This is a genomic window from Novosphingobium sp. 18050 (genome assembly GCF_902706195.1).
Lineage (GTDB): Bacteria > Pseudomonadota > Alphaproteobacteria > Sphingomonadales > Sphingomonadaceae > Novosphingobium.
In genome coordinates, this window is the sequence record NZ_CACSJO010000038.1 from 1 (window position 1) to 17,660 (window position 17,660).

Sequence of the window (17,660 nt, forward strand, 5' to 3'; positions counted from 1 at the left end):
GGTGTTCCTGGCGCCGGAGCTGGCACACACCTTCAGTCCCTTGCAACTGACGGTCGGGCGCTATCTGTCCTACGGGTTGATCGCGGCGGCCTTGCTGGCGCCGCGTTGGCGCAGGCTTGTACCGAAGATCGGGCGGCGCGAATGGCTGTCGCTGGCGTGGCTCTCGCTTGCGGGTAATACGGTCTACTACCTCCTGCTGGCGAGCGCGGTGCAGATCGGCGGCATCGCCATGACCTCGCTGGTGATCGGTTTTCTGCCCGTGGCGGTGACGATCATCGGCAGCCGGGATCATGGCGCGGTGCCGCTGGGCCGGCTGGCGCCGTCGCTGGCACTGTGTATTGCCGGCGCGCTGTGCATCGGCTGGCAGGCGGTGGCGGCGCCCGCCTCGGGATCGGTAACGGCGCAGCTTACCGGCCTTGCCTGCGCCATCGGCGCGCTGGTTTCCTGGACCAGCTATGCGGTGGGCAACAGCCGCTGCCTGGGCCGTCTGGGCGAAGTGTCGGTCCATGACTGGAACCTGCTGACCGGGGTGGTCACCGGCGCGCAGAACCTGCTGTTGCTCCCGGCCCTGCTTCTGGTGCCGACGGCGGCGAACGGCGCGCGCGAGTGGGCGACTTTTGCCGGTGTGTCTCTCGGCTCGGCAGTGCTGGCCTCGATGGGCGGCAACGCGCTGTGGAACCGGATGAGCCGGCTGCTGCCGCTGACCATGGTAGGGCAGATGATCCTGTTCGAGACCCTTTTCGCTTTGGTCTACGGCTTTGCATGGGAGCAGCGGCTACCCACTGTACTGGAAGCGGGCGCCTTCGTGCTGCTGGCGCTCAGCGTGATGTCGTGCATCGCCGGGCACAGAAGGCCGCCGGGCGAGCGGCTTACGGGTTAGAGCATGGTCTCGCGCTTGATGCGGGGGGCGCCGGCAACTGCCTGTCGCCATTTTCCTACAAGCCTGCGGGCTGCTACGTTCGCGCAGGTTCTTTCACATCGTAGGAAACACGCACACCCATTTACTCAATGAGTGCGCCCACGCGCATGACTTTCATCAACTAAACCCCTTCTCCCCGACCCGCTGCTCACCGCAGCCCTGCAACCTTCAAATTATCTTCGCCTCCCGAAGCGCATCGATCCGCGCTTCGTCGTAGCCCAGTTCGCCAAGGATCTCGGCGGTATGCTCGCCCAGCATCGGCGGGGCCATACGGATCGTGGCGGGGCTCTGTGACATCTGCGCGAGCGGGCTGGCGATCAGGTCCACCGTGCCGCTCTCGGCATAGGCATGGGGCGTGGTGGCCCGAAGGCCGCGGTGCTGGACCTGCGGGTCTTCCCAGACATCCGCCAGTTCGTTGTAGCGCGCTGCCGGGATACCCGCCCCGTCCAGCATCGCCTGAACTTCAAGCGTGGGGAAACGACGGCTCCAGGTGTTGATGATGTCCATCAGTTCGGCGCGGTTGGTCTTGCCGCGCTTCAGGTTGCTGTCGAAGCGCGGGTCTTCGTTCAGTTCGGGCTGCTCCATCAGCACGGTCAGGCGGCGCCAGTGTTCGTCGGTGCCGGCGGTGAGGTAGATGATGCCATCGGCGCAGTAAATCAGATCGGCCGGGCCGCCGCCGTTGCCGCCATTGCCCAGGCGCGGCGGAGCGTTGCCGCTGATGAGATAGTCCTGCATGATGTGGCTGACCATCGCCACCGAACTGTCGAGCAGAGCGATATCGATGTACTGTCCCTCGCCGGTGCGGTTTCGGTACATCAGCGCCCCCATGATGGCGAGCGCGGTATTGTGGCCGGTCACGAAGTCGACGAGGCTGGGTCCGGTCTTGAGCGGGCCGCCGCCGGGCTGGCCTTCGGGAATGCCGGTGACGGCCATCATGCCCCCGGTCGCCTGGAACAGCCCGTCATAGCCGGGCAGCGCCGCCATCGGCCCGGTCTGACCGAACCCGGTGACCGAGCAGTAGATGAGGCGGGGGTTGATCTCGCGCAGCGTCTCATAATCAAGGCCGAAGCGCTTGAGATCGCCCACTTTGTAGTTCTCGATCAGGACGTCGGCGCTCTTGACCAGTTCGCGCAGGATAGCCTGCCCTTCGGGCTTGGAATGGTTGAGCGTGACCGAGCGCTTGTTGCGGTTGGATACGGTGAAGAAGCTGGAATGGCGCGTCTCGATCCCGTCCTTGCCGGGCACCCACGAGAAACCGTAACCGCGCCCGTCGTCGCCTACGCCGGGGCGCTCGATCTTGATGACGTCGGCGCCAAGGTCGCCGAGGATCTGGGCGCCCACGGGAGCCGCGAAAACGCGGCTCATGTCGATGACGCGGATGCCTGAAAGAGCTGCTTTGCTGGTGGCCATGATGTCTGCCGCTGTTCTGGTGAAGTCCCTGCCTAACCAGCACGGCGGCGGGGGCAAAGGCGGGGCAGGTCAATACCGCCGGGGCGGTTCGACGCTGGGGAACGCGGCGGCTAACACGGGGCAATAGACGGTAATTTCTGGCGGAGGACGGACAAGGTGAAGGTAGCGATCATCACGGGCGCAGGCAGCGGCATCGGCCTCGAAACCGCGAAGATCCTGCACGGGCAAGGCTTTGCCGTTGTCGGCGTAGGCCGTTCGAAGGACAAGCTGGCAACGCTGGAAGCCGCGATCGGCAACCCCGATCACGTCCTGGCGATCAGTGCCGACCTGACCGACCCGGCGGCACCGAAGTCGATCGTGGAGCAGGCACTGGCGCGCTTCGGTCGCATCGATGCACTGGTCAACAACGCAGGCGTGGGCAGCCCCAAGCCGCTGGACGAAACCGATGACGAGACTCTCGACGATTTCCTCGACATCATGCTGGTCGCCCCGTTCCGCCTCTGCCGCGATGTGATCCCCCACCTTGGCGAAGGCGCCAGCGTGGTCAACGTGACGAGCACTTTCGCCCATATCGGTGGACGGCGCGGCGGCGCCTATTCGGCGGCGAAGGGCGGGCTGAAGTCGATGACCGAGCACATGGCCTGCGAATACGGCCCGCGCGGCATCCGCTCCAACTGCGTGGCGCCGGGCGTAACGATGACCGACATGGTGCGCCACCGCTTCGAGGATGAGGGCTTCAAGCGCGCCAACGTCGAGACGACGCCTTATCCGCGCCTTGCCCAGCCGGAGGACGTAGCCTCGGTCATCGCATTTCTGTGCCTGCCGGGAAGCGAGATGGTCAATGGCCAGTCGATCGTCGTGGATGGCGGCTGGACGGCGACGAAGTACCTCAGCCCGCGCGTCACCCGCACGACCTGGGTGGAGCCGGAACAGGTCTGACGGTTACGCCGCGACGCGCAGGATGCTGCTGCCGCTTTTCTTTGCAGCGTAAAGCGCAAGGTCAGCGGCTGCGAAGGTTTCTTCGGGCGTGCGGCGACCATCGCCGCCGATAAAGGCAAGGCCGACGCTAACGCCGACCGGGATCGAGGCGCCATGCCAGTCGACGCTGCGGATCAGCGTGCTCATCCGGCGGCGCAGGGCGGTCTCGGCGGCGAAGGCGGGCAGTGTCTCGGGCAGCAGCATCGCGAATTCGTCACCGCCGATGCGGGCGATCAGGCGGGCCTGCGGAAACGCGGAGGCAAGGCGCTGACCGAAACGCGCGATGCAGGCATCGCCGGCGGCATGGCCCCAGCGATCGTTGATTTCCTTGAAGTTGTTGAGGTCGAAGATCGCCAAGGCACCGATCCGCGCCAGAGCTTCGGCCCCGACGGGCAGGTCCAGGAATTCGGCGTGGAAACGGGCGCGGTTGGCAAGGCCGGTCAGTGCGTCGCTCTCGGCCATGCGGCGCAGTTGCTGCCACTGGCGGCGTTCCTGCGTGATGTCCTGTTTCATGCCGTAGAGTAGGACCGCGCGGCCGTTTTCGACGTGCGTGGCGGCGGTCAGGCGGATCCAGCGCAGTTCACCGCCCGGCTGGCGGATTTCCGCGTCCATCGAAAAGCTGGAACGATCGCGGATGGCCTGGGTGCGCAGGCGCTCCATCGTGTCGCGCGATTCCTCGCAGTAGAGCGCGACCGTATCGCCTCGTTCGACATGGACGTCGCGGGGGACACCAAAGATGTCGAAGACGCCATCGGTCCATTCCAGCCGTTGGGTTTCTAGATCGCAGGACCAGGCGCTCATTCCGACAAGTGCCGCTGCCCGCGCGACAAGACGCCCGTCAGTAAGTGGTTGAATGCGCCTTCGATGCCGGTCGGGCTGCAGGTACACAATAGCCCCTTCGCTGCACTCATCACCAATCAGATGAAGTCACAGTCACTTACGCGTGCAAGGTAAAAGGATTGCTAATGATGTGATAGCATTTGTTTCTGGCGGATGATCCTGTGTGGTCAAGGATCGGTCGTTGCCATGACGTGCGTGCCTGCCGATAACCTTGCCAAAACGGGAAACACGGGAGAGCGCGATGATCCGAGGCATCCACCATATCGGTATGAACTGCCGCGATCTCGCGCGGATGAAGCAGTTCTATTGCGAGGCGCTGGGCTTCGAGCCGGTGGACGAGGAGGGCTTCGCCTGGGCAGACGAGCCGATGATGGACCATATCGTCGACCTGCCCGGATCGGCCGCCAAGGGCTGCATGTTGCGTGCCGGCAGTTGCTACCTCGAAATGTTCGAATATGCGGCGCCGCCGTCCGATCTCGAGCGGCCGCTGCGCCCCAATGACCGCGGGTACACGCACTTCTGCATCGACGTGACCGACATCGCTCAGGACATCCTCCACCTCGAAGCCTGCGGCATGACATTTAACGACCGCGCGTTTGTCGATGTCGGGCATGTGCGAACGCTCTACGGTTACGATCCGGAAGGCAATGTGATCGAGGTGCAGCAATGCGCGCCGGCGAATGGCTTCACAATGGAGGAACTGCGCGAGAGGGCGCCCGCTTTTTGACCGATGCATCGCCGGTGCGCCTTCGCTGGGGCGGAATTTGCCTGCGTCCGGCGCTGCATGCACACTTGCAACGACGCCGCAAATCCGGCGCAGGGGAGAGACAGGGGCCGTGAGCCAAGACAGATTGAGCGTCGGCCAGGAGTTCCGGCAGCACTGGCCAATGGTCTTTGCCGCTGCAATCGGATTCTCGTTCACCTCCGTCGTCACTGCAGGGACGGGACTGTTCATCGGCCCGATCAGCCGTGAGTTCGGGTGGAGCATCGCGCTCGCTTCCTCGGGCGTTTCGATCACAGCGGTGTTGATATTCCTGCTCTCGCCGCTGTTCGGGATATTTATCGACAAGTGGGGCGTGCGCCGTATGGCGATCCCCGGCCTTGTGCTGATGGCGATGGTTATCGCGGGGCTCAGCCTGCTGGATGGCGCGGTGTGGCAGTGGTTCGCGATCTGGACCGCTTACGCGGTAGCGGCGCTGATGACCAAGTCCACCGTCTGGACCGCTTCTGCGAATAGCACGTTCACTGCCGGACGCGGGCTGGCGTTGGGGTTGGTGCTTTCGGGAAGCGCGCTGGCGCAGGCTTTCGTGCCGATGCTCGCCGAATACCTCATCCGTCTGCATGGCTGGCGAACCGCTTTCGTCTGTCTGGGCACGGGCTGGGGCGCCGTGGCGGTCGCGGCCTGCTACCTGTGGCTGCGCGATGGTTACGAGATCAGCCGCAAGGCGCGCGAGGCGGACGCTGAGGGCAAGGCATCGAAGCCGCTGCTCGACGTGCCCGGCCTGACTGTGGCGCAGGCCATGCGCGACGTGGCGGTCAGGCGCATCGCCATTTCGACCTTTCTGGTAATGATGGTCACCATCGGGCTGGTGGTCCACCAGTTCCGCATCCTCACCGGCTCGGGCGTCAGTTCGCAGGCAGCGGCCTTTTATGCGTTGCCCGCCGGACTGGCGGGCATTGCCGGAAAACTGGTCACCGGCTGGCTGCTCGATCGGTATCCGGCGCGCTGGGTAAGTGGTCTGACCATCGGGGCAACCGCGCTGACGTTCCTGATCCTGGTCCTGCCTCAGGCGCCGGTATGGGCGATCGTCTCGGCGCTGGTCATCAATGGCTATGCGAGCGGGACGAAGCTGCAACTGGTCGGTTACCTCACCGCCGCCTACACCGGAATGCGCCAGTTTGGTGCGATCTTCGGGCTGATGGCAAGCCTTATCGCGGCGGGTTCGGGTTTGGGGCCGGTGCTGGGCGGCGTCATCTTCGATGTCTGGCACAGTTACGCGCCGGGGCTGTGGGCCGGTTTTGTCCTGACGTTATTCAGCGCCTGGCTGCTGCTTGGCCTGCCTGCCTATCCCGACTGGAGCGAGAAGCGAGCGGCCGTGTTCACGTAGGCGGGGCGACGCTGCCGCGCACAACCAGTTCGGCTTCGAAATGCATGAAGGGAGCGGAACGAGGACCCTTTGCGATAGACTGCGCGGCTTCGCGTCCCATGGTGCTCCACGGAATGCGCATCGTCGTAAGCGGCGGCAGGACCCGCCTTGCCAGCGCGGTGTCGTCCAAGCCGGCAACCGAGAGGTCGGTCGGGACCGTGACGCCCATCTGCGCCGCAGCGTGGAGGACGCCCAATGCCATCTCGTCGTTCGAGGCGAGGATGGCACTGGGGCGCGGGCTGATTTCGAGCAGGAGTCGTCCGGCGTCGATCCCGGACTCAAAGGAATTGTCACCCGCCACGATCAGTGCCGGCCCACGGTCGAGCCCCTTGTCGGCCATGGCGTCGAGATAGCCAAGTTCGCGCTGCCGGGCGCTGAGCAGACCTTCCGGCCCGGCGACGAAGCCGATCCGGCTGTGCCCTCGGTCCACAAGCCAGGCGGTCATCTGGATGGCAGCGCCGCGCTCGTCGCAGCATAGGCCGTGCTGTGCCTTCACCAGATCGCCTGCGCCGGGGCCGATGCGGATGCAGGCTATTTGCGCCACGTCGCACACGGCCGCCAGATCCTCGCGTTCGGCCAGTGAGGGCAGCAGCACGATCCCTGCCGGGCGATAGCGTTTCAGGAAGGCAAGCAGGCGCGGCGCTGCCGTATCGGCGGGGATGGCTTGCAGGACCAGAGCCAGATCGCTGTCCGCCAGAGCATCGCTCATCCCGGCGTGAACTTCGGCGAGAATATCGCGGTCGAGGCCGTTATGGATCAGTGCGAGGAGGGGGTTTCGTCGCAGCACCGGGGCGGGTGGTCCCGCGCGCATCTGGGTTTCGGGGGTGATGGCTGCCCGCTCGATTGCAGAGGCGGACCTAGCGCGCGGCTGGGCGTGGACCGGCGCAGGATCATCCGGCAGGAGCGCTAAGTCCCTTGTGCGCAGGCCTGAAACGCTGGCGATGCCGTCGGCTCCGGCACGCGCGGTGGTGATGGTCATGTGTCGATCTTCGGCGGCGGGCGACGCGTCACCAACACCAGTCTGCGCCAAAATGGAGCGGAAGCAGGTTACGCTCTGTTACAACCCCATGATTGCGAAGCAGTGACAAGCCGCCTATTGAGCCGGCGAAAGAGCCCCCAGCGATCCTGCCGGGCGGACCATCGTCACGGAAAGAGATGCAAGCCGCGCCAACCCAACGCCACTATGGAATGGACTGGCTTCGTGTCGGCGCTTTCGTGATGCTGATCTTCTACCATGTCGGCTTCTCGTTTACGCCCTGGGGCTACCAGACGCCGACGCGCGGCGTGGTCCAGTGGGCGGAAATCCCCCTGTTGGCGCTCAGTGCGTGGCGCCTTGCGCTGCTGTTCGCGATCTCCGGCTACGCCAGCGCGGCGCTGCTTTCGCGGGACAGGGACACCGGATCGTTCCTGAAAAGCCGCTTGTTGCGACTGGGCCTGCCGCTGCTGTTTGGGCTGACCGTGATCGTGCCGCCGCAACCCTACATGGGGCTGCTCAATACCGGCTACACCCACGGGTACGGTTACTTCCTGTTCCATGACGCCTTCAGCTTCCGCAAGGTGATCTACGAGAACCTGCCGGCGATCATGCACTTGTGGTTCGTGATCTACCTGCTGGCCTATACGGCTGCGCTGTGCTTCGCGATGATGCTGTTGCCGGACCGCTGGCTCGCGGGTCTGCGGCGCGGCGCGCTGAAGGTGCTGTCGGGACCTTGGCTGCTACCGGCCGGATGCCTGGCGATTTACGCGGTGCGTTCGGTCGGCGCGGAGTGGACCGATACGCACAATGTCTTCACCGATGCGGTCGCGCATCTCCACTATGGCGGCATGTTCCTGTTCGGCTTCCTCCTGCGCGGTTCGGAAAGCCTGCGGCAGGCGATTGCGCGGCAATGGAAGCTGGCGCTGCTGGTCGGATTGGCGGGCTATGCTTTCGTGGTGGTGGAGGCCTGCTATTTTCCCGGTAACATCCGCACGCCGCGCGTCTGGATGGAACCCCTGGACTTTGCCAAAGCGGTGCAGTGCTGGGGCACGGTGATTGCTCTGTTCGGCATCGCCGACCGCTTCTGGAATCATGACGCGCGCTGGCGCGGTACGCTGGCCGAGGCGGTGTTCCCGGTGTTCATAGCCCACCAGACAGTCATGGTGCTGGTCGGCTACTGGCTGCGCGACAAGGGACTGACGGCGCTGCCGGAATTTCTGATATTGTGCGTTTCGGTCGCCGGAGGATCGTGGCTGTTCTACCTCCTGGGCCGCGAGATCGGCCCACTGCGCCCGCTCATCGGCCTCAAGCGCGCCAAGCCGCGGCGCAAGGCCAAGCCGGCGGCGCTGCCCTCCACGGCTGCCTGATCCGCTATCCAATCCCCGGCCCCGCGGGAGGAGAGCCCGCGAGGCCGGAGCCGGCCGAACTTCAGTCTTTCGTAAGCAGTAGCGCGGCTGCCAGCGGGCCGCCGCCCGATGTCGCCACCGCAACCCGGGGATCGCCCGGGATCTGCCGCTCGCCAGCCCGTCCACGAAGCTGGGTCACCGCCTCGTGCGCGAAGCCGAAGCCGTGGAGGCGACCGGCGCCGAGCTGCCCGCCCGCCGTGTTGAGGGGAAGCTGCCCGTCACGCGCGATCCGGGTGCCGCCTTCGATGAACTGACCGCCTTCGCCGATCTCGCAGAAGCCCAGGCCTTCCAGCCAGGTGATCGGCAGGAATGCGAAGCCGTCGTAGAACTGCACGGTATCGACATCGGCGGGGGTATAGTCGGTGCGCGCCCAGAGGTCGCGGCCGGCATCGTAGGCGGCGGGCCGTTCGACCTGGTCCCACGAATAGCGGTCGACCGAGCCCGACATTGCGGCAATGCGGACCGGTTCGCACTTAATCTCGTCCAGCGCGTCGCCGGCCGAGACGATGACAACGGTGGAGGCATCGGAAAAGCGGTCGCAATCGTAGAGACACAGGGGCGTGGAGATCATCCGCGCGTCCATGTACTTGTCGAGCGTCAGCTCCTCCTTGGTGATCGCCCGGGCACGCGGGTTGAGCATCGCGTTCTTCGACCCGTTGACGGCGATCTGGCCCAGTTGCTCGCGGGTCAGCCCGTATTTGTGGACGTGGCGCGCGGCATATTGCGCGGTCCAGCATGCCGCCGAAGTCGCCCAAAACGGGCTGGTCCACTGGGAGGCGCCGGAAACCGTCTCGGAACGGGCGGGCATATACTGCGCTGGATCAGCCATGCCGCCAGCCTCGTAGACGGTGCGGAAGCACAGGACATGGCGGCAAATGCCTTCCTTCACCGCCCACGCGGCCATGCCGATCGCGGAAAGCTGCGCAGGTTGCTCAAGGCCGCCCATCTGCCACTTGGATTTGATGCCCAGCGCCTCGATGATCTCGTCTGTGCCCACCGGCGAGAAGGCGAGGTAGCCGTGGCTCTTGCCGGGGAATGAGAACACGCCATCGATCTGGTCGAAGGTGAGGCCTGCCTCGGCGATAGCCTCTTTGGCGGCGTCGACCGTCAGCAGCAGCGGATGGCGCGGCAGGCGCACGCCGACTTCGGACTGGCCGACGCCGGTGATGTAGGCTTCCTTGCTGGCCATCAGGCGACTTTCTCGAACAGAGGGTAGAATACGCCGTCCTGTTCTTCGAACACGACTTTTACCGCGTCGCCGAACGCCACGGCATCGACCGGGCAATTGACGATGTTGGTGGTGAGATAGACCCCGGGCACACTGTCCAACGCCACGCGGGCGATGACGTAGGGCACTTCCAGCCCCTTGGCCCAGGGCTGGTGGTTGACCGTGAAAGTGTCGATCACACCGGTGCCCGTGACTGCATCGGGGGCAATGTTTTCCGACTGGCAGTGACGGCAGATGAGGCGCGGCGGGTGGGTATACTGGCCGCAGTCGCCGCACTTCACGATGTTGAGGTGCCCTTGTGCACCCCCGGTCCAGAAGGCGGTGTTTTCCTGGTCCAGCTTGGGCCTTGGCCGCGGTGGGTTCATGTGTCGCTCTCCCGGTTCTCAGGGGAGATCAGTCCGGTGTCGCGTGCCCGCCGTCAATATCGTCCGGCTACTCATCGCGGCGACGCTCTGGGCCACACTGGCTCACTTTATCGCTGGCATGATCTCCTCTGCGACCCACTGGGTATAATCGTAATAGGCCTGGATGCTGGGCAAGTCGGGGATCGGCACCGAACTCCAGGTGACGCCAAGGCTGCTGAACCACCCGAGCCGGTCGATGATCTCCTGCTTCGTCTGTCCCGGCCGCGCGGTGGGATCGTCGATTACGGCGTGCCCCTCGCCGACGCGAGCAGTGGACATGCCGTAATATACGTCCGCCAACTGGCCGTTGTAATCGGCCTGCGAGCGGATGAAGTCGATCCGCGCGGGGATGTCGTCGGGCTTGGTAAGGAAGGGCCACCATCCCTGCGCATAGCGGGCAACGCGTTTCAGCACGGGGTTCGCATCGCCGCCGAACCAAACCGGCAGGTGCGGCTTCTGTACCGGCTTGGGCTCGAAGGCGACATCGCGGAAGGAGACGTACTTGCCTTCGAACTCGGGATTTTCCTGTGTCCACAGAGCGATGATCGCCTGGATATATTCCTCCGCCATGGCGCCGCGTTCATGGAAGGGGACGCCGAGCAGGGCGAATTCCTCTTCCAGCCAGCCCACTGCGAAAGTTATCGTCACGCGCCCGCTGGAAAGCCAGTCCATCGTCGATAGCGCTTTGGCGGTCACGATCGGGTTTTGCGCGGGCAGGATCGCGATGCAGGAATTGACGCGCACCGTCTCGGTCGCCCCGGCGATATAGGCCATCGCGGTATAGGCGTTGAAGTAGAACGGGCCGGACAGGTCGATGTGGCTCCTGGGGATGATCTGATGTTCGGGCACCGCGATCATCTCGTAGCCCAGCTTTTCGGCCCACTTTGCGAGGCGGGTCTGGTCGGCGCCGGTGACGGCGGTTTCCCAGGGCTGCATCGTCGCCTTGAGCTGCAGCATGTGCGGCATTGCGAAGCCGAGTTTCATGACATCCTCCCCGTTTTTGTCTCGTTGCTTGTCGATACTCCCTTCACCCCGACCTCGTTTCAGCGTCCGTCAGGCCGCTGGCGCAGTGCCTTGTTGCTGCAAACCGCGATGACGATTGGCGAGCGGCCCGCACGGATTACGCTGACGGATGGACTCTGAAACGAAATCGGGGTGAAGAGGGTGGATGCGATCGGCCAGCGCTCCTGCCCAGAATGAACAGAATGCTAGTCGATCACTTTGCGCGCGATCAGATCGTTAATTTCGTCTTCCTGCAAGCCCAGCAGCTCAGCGTAGACGTAGGCATTGTGCTCTCCGAGCAGCGGCGCGCCGCGTTCGACCAACGGCGGATCGGGGCTGATGCGCCATGATGGGCCGATGATCGGACGGGTGCCATTGCGGTGGTCGGTGACCATGCGATAGGCCTCGCGCTCCCACAGGAACGCGTCGGTACACAGGTCCAGCGAACTCATCGACTTGAAGGCCGGAACCCCTGAATTTCTTAGCTTTTCGGCGAGGACGGCGGCGTCATGCCGCTGCGTGAAAGCGCCAAGTTCGGCATCGAGCGCAAGGCGGTTGGCAAGCCGCCCCGACAGGTCGGCAAAGCGCGGATCGGCCGCAAGCGCGGGCGCCTCCAGCACTGCACAAAGGTCCTGCCATTCGGCCTCGTTCGCCACTGCGATACTTGTCCAGGCGTCGCCGGCACACGGGTAGGCGCCGTGTGGGCACATCTCGGGATGGTAGTTGCCGTCGGCCTCGGGAACTTTGCCGGTGACGCTCCAGGCAAAGAGGCTGTCGCCAACGAGGCTGGTCATCGTTTCGACCGCGGAGAGGTCGATGAACTGGCCTTCGCCGCTGCTTTCCCGGTGGTGAAGCGCGGCCACGCAGGCCAGCGCGGCGCAGGCTCCGGCAGTCGAATCGCCGTAGCGAATGTTCATGCCCTTGGGCGTTTCGCCCTCATGCCCGACCATTGCGGTGAGCCCCGACAGCGCGGCGAAGCAGGGGGCATATCCGGTCTGGTAGCCCAGCGGCCCGTCGCTGCCCCACATCTTGATCGCGCACTGGATGAGGTCCGGCTTGATGGCCTTAAGGCTCTCGTAGTCGAGGCCGGAGCGCTCCATCGCGCCGGGGCGGATATTGTCGATCAGGATGTCGGCGCTGGCGATCATGCGCTTGACGAGATCGAGGCCCTCGGGCGTCTTCATATTGACCTGTACCGAGAGGATTTCCTGGTTGATCGACACGAAATACGGGGCGGAATTGATGTCGACGCCGCCATAGGCGCGCATTTCGTCGAGGTTGCTCATGCTCTCGATCTTGATGACCTCGGCGCCGAGATGGGCGAGCAGTTTGCCCGCGTAGGGGCCGGCCCAGACTTTGGTCAACTCGACGACGCGGATGCCTTTGAGTGGGCCGCCACGGTCACGCATGGGCGTATGCTGTCCTTCCTGGGGCGGGGAGGAAATGATGCTGGCTTTCATACCCCTGCTTCCCGTTGATCGGCGCCCAGCGACGGGGCCGGGGTGCGCACGCGTACCGGCGTCGCGCTCATGCGATAACAGGCGCCGGGATAGGCGACGGCGCCGAACGCCGGATGTTCGGCGTTCTGGAAGAAGCCGCGGTGGCTGAACTGTTCGTGGCGCGGCAGGTCGACGGCAGTGTGCACCGGCACCATCGCCACCCCGGCCTTTTGCGCTGCCTCGGTGATCGGCAGCTTTGATTGCTCTGCCACCCATGCCGAGAATTCCGCGCGAAAGGCGGCGACGTTGGCGGCGGTGCAGTCGAATTCCAGCCAGTCGTTCCGGAAGGCCGAGGCCCATGCCGGATTACCCATCAAGATGCATAGCGCCTGCCAGTGCGCCTGCGTGGTCATGATGAGGAAGACGTGGCCGTCCGCGCAGGCGAAGGAGGTGCCGGGGCCGCCCATGTCGTAGGCGGTGCGCGTGTCGCTCGGGTCGGCGTCTCCGGCCAGCATTCGGTCCAGCACGCAGTCGATGCGGTTGAGCTGCACTTCGACCTCGGAGATGTCGATGGACTGGCCCTGGCCGGTGCGGCGCAGGCGCAGCAGCGAGGCCATGGTGCACAGTGCGGCGTCGATGCCCGCTTCGTAGTCCGAGAGGAAACGCCCGGCGCCCTTCAGCGGCGGCTTGCCCTGCGGTGTCTCGCTGGGGCTGTGATAGGCCCACCCGCCGGCATTGATGACGTTGATCGAACGGCACTGTTGCAGCGATGCGGGGGCGCTCTGGCCGAACGGCGTGACGAGTGTGTGGACGATCCGAGGATGCGTTTTCGCGACCTGTGTGGGTGTGAGGTTCCGGCGTTCGGTCCAGTCGACTTGGTGGTCGTCGATAAGCGCGTGCGCGCGCGTCATCAGCCGGTCCAGCATGGCCCGCTCGGCAGGCAGGTCGAGGTCGAGGACGACCGACTGCTTGTTGGTGTTGAGATAGGCGAACAGGGCACTTTCTCCGCCTTGCAGCGGCGCCATCCTGCGGGTCGGGGCGCCGCCCGGGCGCTCTACCTTGATGACCTGCGCGCCGAGGTCGGCCAGCAGTTTGCCGGTATATTCACCGCTCACCCGCTCGGCGGTTTCGATAACGAGAAGGCCGGCGAGGGCACCTAGTGTTTCCGGGGTCACAGCGATTGCCCGTCGTCGATGGTGAAGGTCGCACCCGTCACTTGCGCGGAGGCATCTGAGAGCAGGTACAGCAGCATGGGATCGAGCGCGTTTCCTTCCAGCAGGCGGCGGCGGTGCAGTCCGGCGATGTCGGCCCGGCCGCGCTCGCTGGAGAACCATTCGGCGTTGATCTCGGTCGGAATCCAGCCCGGCTCCAGCGTGTTGACGTTGATGCCCTGGCGCACCCATTCGCGCGCAAGCTGGCGGCCGAGATGGGCGAGGCCCGCCTTGGTGGCCGCGTACATGGCGTCGCCGGTGCCGTTCTGCCGCGCGGTGATCGAGCCGATCAGGACCACGCGGCCATTGCCCCGCTCCCGGATGCCGCCGGCGATCAGCCGCCGCGCGCCTTCGCGAGCGACGAGGTAGCTGCCCAGCAGATTGGTATCGAGCACGCCGGCAAGCCGCTCGGCCCTGACCTCGGTGGCGCGTCCGCCCGTGCCGATACCGGCATTGGCGACGATCCCGTGGACGGTGCCGAAGTGCGCTTCGGCGCGGTCGAAAGCGGCGATGACGCTGGCCTCGTCGGTCACATCGAGCGGAACGGCCAGAGCCTGTCCGCCGATCTCGTCCGCCAGCGCTTCCATGCGCTCAAGACGCCGCGCGCCCAGCACGACGCGTCCGCCCGCCGCTGCAATGCAGCGGGCAAATCCCGCGCCGATGCCTGACGAGGCCCCGGCAATGAGCGTGGTTCGTCCTTCGAGTGAAAACGTCACGGGCGTTGCAGCGCTTTCCAGTCGGGCAGCCTGGGCGGCATCGCCATGTAGCTGTCGATGGCCGCCTCGAAGTGCCGGATGCGGATTTCCTGGTAGTCGCCCAGTGTGATGCCGGGCTTGGCGGAGCCTTCGAGGCCCTCCTGCTGGGCGTAGAGGTTATCCGTGTCCTGATCGAGGATCACGCCGAAGCCGGGGTCCATGCCATCGGCCTCGGCGAAGGACTGGTGATCCTCCAGCACCTGTACTTCGGCGGTTTCGACCGGGCTGCCGTCGCGGGGCTTGGGGCGCATAAACATGACTTCGTAGATCGTGCGGCGATGGTCCTTCGCGTCCGGCCGGAAGCGGTAGATCATAGGCAGCGAGATGCCGGGGAACAGAAACAGGTTGGGAAAGAATGTGTAGCTGTAGGTGTCGAGCAGTTCGGTGTCCGAGATGCCCGAAAGGTCTGACTTGGTCGCGGTTTCGAACATGGTGCGGAACATGTCCGCCATGACCTGCCGGGCCCGCTCGCCTTCCTTCAACTCGGGTTTAGAGCCGCCGAGCGAGGAACTGTCGCCCAGCGTGAAATTGTCGATGATATCCTTCTCGGAATACTTGTCGCGCAGCTTGGGGCTGACCACGCCGAGCGTCGAGATGAAGCGGTTCACGTGGGCGCCGTAGACGTCGTACTGCGAATTGACGTCGCCATTGGCGGGCGCGACCTGCGGGTGGGTGTCGCCGACGTGGTAGGCCTCCATGAAGGCCTCCATCGTCAGCTTCCAGTTGGCCGGGTAACTCTTCTGAACGTGGAGGGTGATATAGCGATCCTCCAGCTTCCACGCATTCATGTGCGCCATGATCTCTGTCCCGAGATACTCTGCGAGGGGCGGAGCATCGTGGTCCATGTTGATCCACACGAAGCCGCCGAGCCGCTCCACCCGCGCTTCGGGGAGGCACATCGCCTTGCCGGCGGTATGCGCGAAGTCCCACTTCTCGGGGATCTCTTTCAGCGAGCCGTCGAGGTTCCATGTCCAGCCGTGGAACGGGCACTTCAGGTTCATCGCGAACCCCGCCGTGCCCGAGGGCTTGAGCTTGGTGCCGCGGTGGAGGCAGGCGTTGAAGTAGGCGCGGATTTCACCGTCGTCGCAGCGGGTGACTACGAAAGACCACGGGCCGATGTCGTAGACGTAATAGTCGCCCGTTTCCGGGATATGGTCCTCGCGGCAGGCCATCTGCCAGGTGCGGGTCCACATGCGCTCGAACTCGGCCCTGGCGAAGGCGGGGTCGATGTAGCGCTCCTTCGAGATGTCCTCGCTGCCGAGGTATTGGTAGCTTTCGCTGGCCGCCCATGACGGCGCGGAAACCTTGTCCCGGGCGATGATTTCCTGCGTGGTTTCGGCCGGGCAACGCGCCTCGCCAGGGTTCAGGATGCCGGTTTCGACGTTCATTCCTTGCAGCTCCTGATGGTCATTCCGCCGCCTGCAACGCGGGCGCAACGGCCAGTGATGCAGCGGGAAGGGTGGATTTCTGGACGTCGCCTGCGCGCATCACGAAGACGACTTTCTCGGGGCCGGAGAGGACGGAAATGTCGGCCAGCGGATCGCCCGCGACGAGGATCAGGTCGGCAAGGCTGCCTGCCTCCAGCGTGCCCAGATCGCCGCCGTAGCCCATTGCCAGCCCGCCGTTGCGAGTGGCGCAAAGCAGGGCTTCGGCGGGGCTGTAACCGTAATGGTCGACGAAGAATTTCAGGTCTCGCCCTTGCGTGCCCTGCTTGCTCCATCCGAAGCCGTAGTCGCCGCCGATCAGGTGCCGGATGCCGCGCCTGCGCAGTTCCGAATGGGTTTTGACCGAGTTTTCGAGCAGGTCGGGGATGTTCATATAGCCGCCGACTTCAGGCGTCAGGCCATGTGCGGAAGCCTCGCCCGCCATGATCTGCGCGAAGAGGCCGACGGTGGGTACGACGAAGATACGGTCCCTCGCTTCCTCCATCATGTCGAGCAGTTCCTCATCCGCGTATTCGGTGTGGAACAGCCCGTCGACCCCGGCCCGCACGCAGCGTTTGGAGCCTTCGATCGAGCGCGTGTGCGCGTTGATCTTGCGGCCGTAGGCATGGGCGGTTTCGGCCGCGACGAGGATTTCCTCGAAAGTCATCGGCGTCGTATGGGCAGGCGTCGCGGGGTAGAAGGGGTCGCCCGAGACATCGAGCTTGATATTGTCGATCCCCTCACGGCAATGCAGGCGCACTGCGCGGCGCATCTCGTCCACACCGTCGACGATGGTGGAGGGGCCCTGCCTCGGGTTGTGCGCCTTGCTCTCGTCGCCCATCGCGCCGGTGACGGTGATCTCCAGCCCGCCGGCGCGGATGCGCGGGCCTGGCAGGCGGCCGGCGTTCACCTCGTCGCGCACTGCCACGGCCAGCTTCAGCTTGGCTTCCGAGGCTCCGTAGGCGCTGGTGAAACCGGCTTCGATCAGCGCTTTCGCGCCGCGTGCCGCGGTGAACACCTGTGTTTCCGGGCAGGGGGTGATGAGGTCTTCGGTGGCGGTCACATTCTCGAACGAGAGGTGCGCGTGGCCCTCTGTCATGCCGGGCATGCAGAACAGACCCGTGGCATCGATGACGATATCGCCCTCGCGCAGTTGAGCGGAGGTCGGACTGATGGAAGCGATGCGATCGCCTTCCACCACCAGGTCGCCGCGAAACGCGTCCTTGCCGGTGGCGGTGAACAGCGTTGCGTTGTGGATCACCGTGCGGCCCACGTTTCTCTCCTTGTACCGGGTTTCCGGCCTCTTGTTCCTGTGAAGCGAGACTAGGCCCGGCGCCGCCTGCGGCAAATGACTGGCCCTGCAGAACCGGTTTCCCCTGACGGCGTGGCGCCCTTCGATCCGGGAGGCCGCTTCCCGGTCAGTCAAGCCGCGCCGCGCGGGAGGCCCTTGGCAAAAGCCCTCCCGCTGAGGCATGGATGAGGTCAAGGGAAATGGCGAAAGCGCATTCGCCAAATCGAACG

The 17,660-nt window shown here is 64.9% G+C and carries 16 protein-coding genes; 5 read left to right on the plus strand and 11 right to left on the minus strand.

Annotated elements, in window-relative coordinates:
- The coding region (locus GVL61_RS22265) for a DMT family transporter (protein WP_159983076.1) at window positions 1-880 on the plus strand (880 nt) is incomplete at its 5' end.
- A gap of 207 nt (window positions 881-1,087) precedes the next feature.
- Here GVL61_RS22265 and GVL61_RS22270 read toward each other — a convergent pair.
- A complete protein-coding gene (locus GVL61_RS22270; RefSeq protein WP_159983078.1) occupies window positions 1,088-2,329 on the minus strand; it encodes a CaiB/BaiF CoA-transferase family protein in 1,242 nt (413 codons plus the stop codon).
- Between the two features lie 156 nt (window positions 2,330-2,485).
- Here GVL61_RS22270 and GVL61_RS22275 point away from each other — a divergent pair, with 156 nt between their 5' ends.
- A complete protein-coding gene (locus tag GVL61_RS22275; protein WP_159983080.1) occupies window positions 2,486-3,268 on the plus strand; it encodes an SDR family NAD(P)-dependent oxidoreductase in 783 nt (260 codons plus the stop codon).
- Between the two features lie 3 nt (window positions 3,269-3,271).
- On the opposite strand, the gene GVL61_RS22280 is transcribed toward GVL61_RS22275, so the two are convergent.
- On the minus strand, window positions 3,272-4,108 hold the full coding sequence (locus GVL61_RS22280; RefSeq protein ID WP_235037849.1) for a diguanylate cyclase: 837 nt from the start codon (window positions 4,106-4,108) through the stop codon (window positions 3,272-3,274).
- Between the two features lie 280 nt (window positions 4,109-4,388).
- Here GVL61_RS22280 and GVL61_RS22285 point away from each other — a divergent pair, with 280 nt between their 5' ends.
- Window positions 4,389-4,874 carry a VOC family protein gene (locus tag GVL61_RS22285; protein WP_159983095.1) on the plus strand — a complete coding sequence of 162 codons (486 nt, stop codon included), beginning with the start codon at window positions 4,389-4,391 and terminating at the stop codon, window positions 4,872-4,874.
- A 109-nt stretch (window positions 4,875-4,983) separates the two neighbouring features.
- Window positions 4,984-6,255, plus strand: coding sequence for an MFS transporter (locus tag GVL61_RS22290; RefSeq protein WP_159983097.1), 1,272 nt, complete (start codon window positions 4,984-4,986; stop codon window positions 6,253-6,255).
- Here the strand turns inward: GVL61_RS22290 and GVL61_RS22295 are convergent.
- Window positions 6,248-7,273, minus strand: a complete 1,026-nt coding sequence (locus GVL61_RS22295) for a substrate-binding domain-containing protein (RefSeq protein ID WP_159983099.1) — start codon at window positions 7,271-7,273, stop codon at window positions 6,248-6,250. The two genes, GVL61_RS22290 and GVL61_RS22295, sit on opposite strands and share 8 nt — an antisense overlap.
- Before the next feature lie 209 nt (window positions 7,274-7,482).
- Here GVL61_RS22295 and GVL61_RS22300 point away from each other — a divergent pair, with 209 nt between their 5' ends.
- A complete protein-coding gene (locus GVL61_RS22300) occupies window positions 7,483-8,637 on the plus strand; it encodes an acyltransferase (RefSeq protein ID WP_235037850.1) in 1,155 nt (384 codons plus the stop codon).
- Between the two features lie 61 nt (window positions 8,638-8,698).
- Here the strand turns inward: GVL61_RS22300 and GVL61_RS22305 are convergent, their stop codons facing one another.
- The 8 genes from GVL61_RS22305 to GVL61_RS22340 form a co-directional block, all read right to left on the minus strand.
- Complete coding sequence (locus tag GVL61_RS22305; protein ID WP_200844918.1) at window positions 8,699-9,865, minus strand: thiolase family protein; 1,167 nt, start codon at window positions 9,863-9,865, stop codon at window positions 8,699-8,701.
- The gene (locus GVL61_RS22310; protein ID WP_159983103.1) at window positions 9,865-10,269 is read right to left on the minus strand and encodes a Zn-ribbon domain-containing OB-fold protein; all 405 of its coding nucleotides are present in this window, start codon (window positions 10,267-10,269) and stop codon (window positions 9,865-9,867) included. Before GVL61_RS22310 ends, GVL61_RS22305 begins: the two co-directional genes overlap by 1 nt.
- A 102-nt stretch (window positions 10,270-10,371) precedes the next feature.
- Window positions 10,372-11,292: a TIGR03619 family F420-dependent LLM class oxidoreductase gene (locus GVL61_RS22315; RefSeq protein ID WP_159983105.1), complete on the minus strand. Its 921-nt coding sequence runs from the start codon at window positions 11,290-11,292 to the stop codon at window positions 10,372-10,374.
- A 224-nt stretch (window positions 11,293-11,516) separates the two neighbouring features.
- Window positions 11,517-12,719 (minus strand): CaiB/BaiF CoA-transferase family protein, encoded by a 1,203-nt coding sequence (locus GVL61_RS22320; RefSeq protein WP_159983107.1) that lies wholly within the window; start codon window positions 12,717-12,719, stop codon window positions 11,517-11,519.
- A gap of 47 nt (window positions 12,720-12,766) precedes the next feature.
- Window positions 12,767-13,924: a CaiB/BaiF CoA-transferase family protein gene (locus GVL61_RS22325; RefSeq protein ID WP_159983109.1), complete on the minus strand. Its 1,158-nt coding sequence runs from the start codon at window positions 13,922-13,924 to the stop codon at window positions 12,767-12,769.
- Complete coding sequence (locus GVL61_RS22330; RefSeq protein WP_159983111.1) at window positions 13,921-14,676, minus strand: SDR family NAD(P)-dependent oxidoreductase; 756 nt, start codon at window positions 14,674-14,676, stop codon at window positions 13,921-13,923. Before GVL61_RS22330 ends, GVL61_RS22325 begins: the two co-directional genes overlap by 4 nt.
- The gene (locus GVL61_RS22335) at window positions 14,673-16,103 is read right to left on the minus strand and encodes an SRPBCC family protein (RefSeq protein WP_159983113.1); all 1,431 of its coding nucleotides are present in this window, start codon (window positions 16,101-16,103) and stop codon (window positions 14,673-14,675) included. The genes GVL61_RS22330 and GVL61_RS22335 overlap by 4 nt, the downstream gene beginning before the upstream one ends.
- Window positions 16,104-16,122: 19 nt before the next feature.
- On the minus strand, window positions 16,123-17,412 hold the full coding sequence (locus tag GVL61_RS22340) for an amidohydrolase family protein (RefSeq protein WP_159983115.1): 1,290 nt from the start codon (window positions 17,410-17,412) through the stop codon (window positions 16,123-16,125).
- Between the last annotated feature and the right edge of the window lie 248 nt (window positions 17,413-17,660).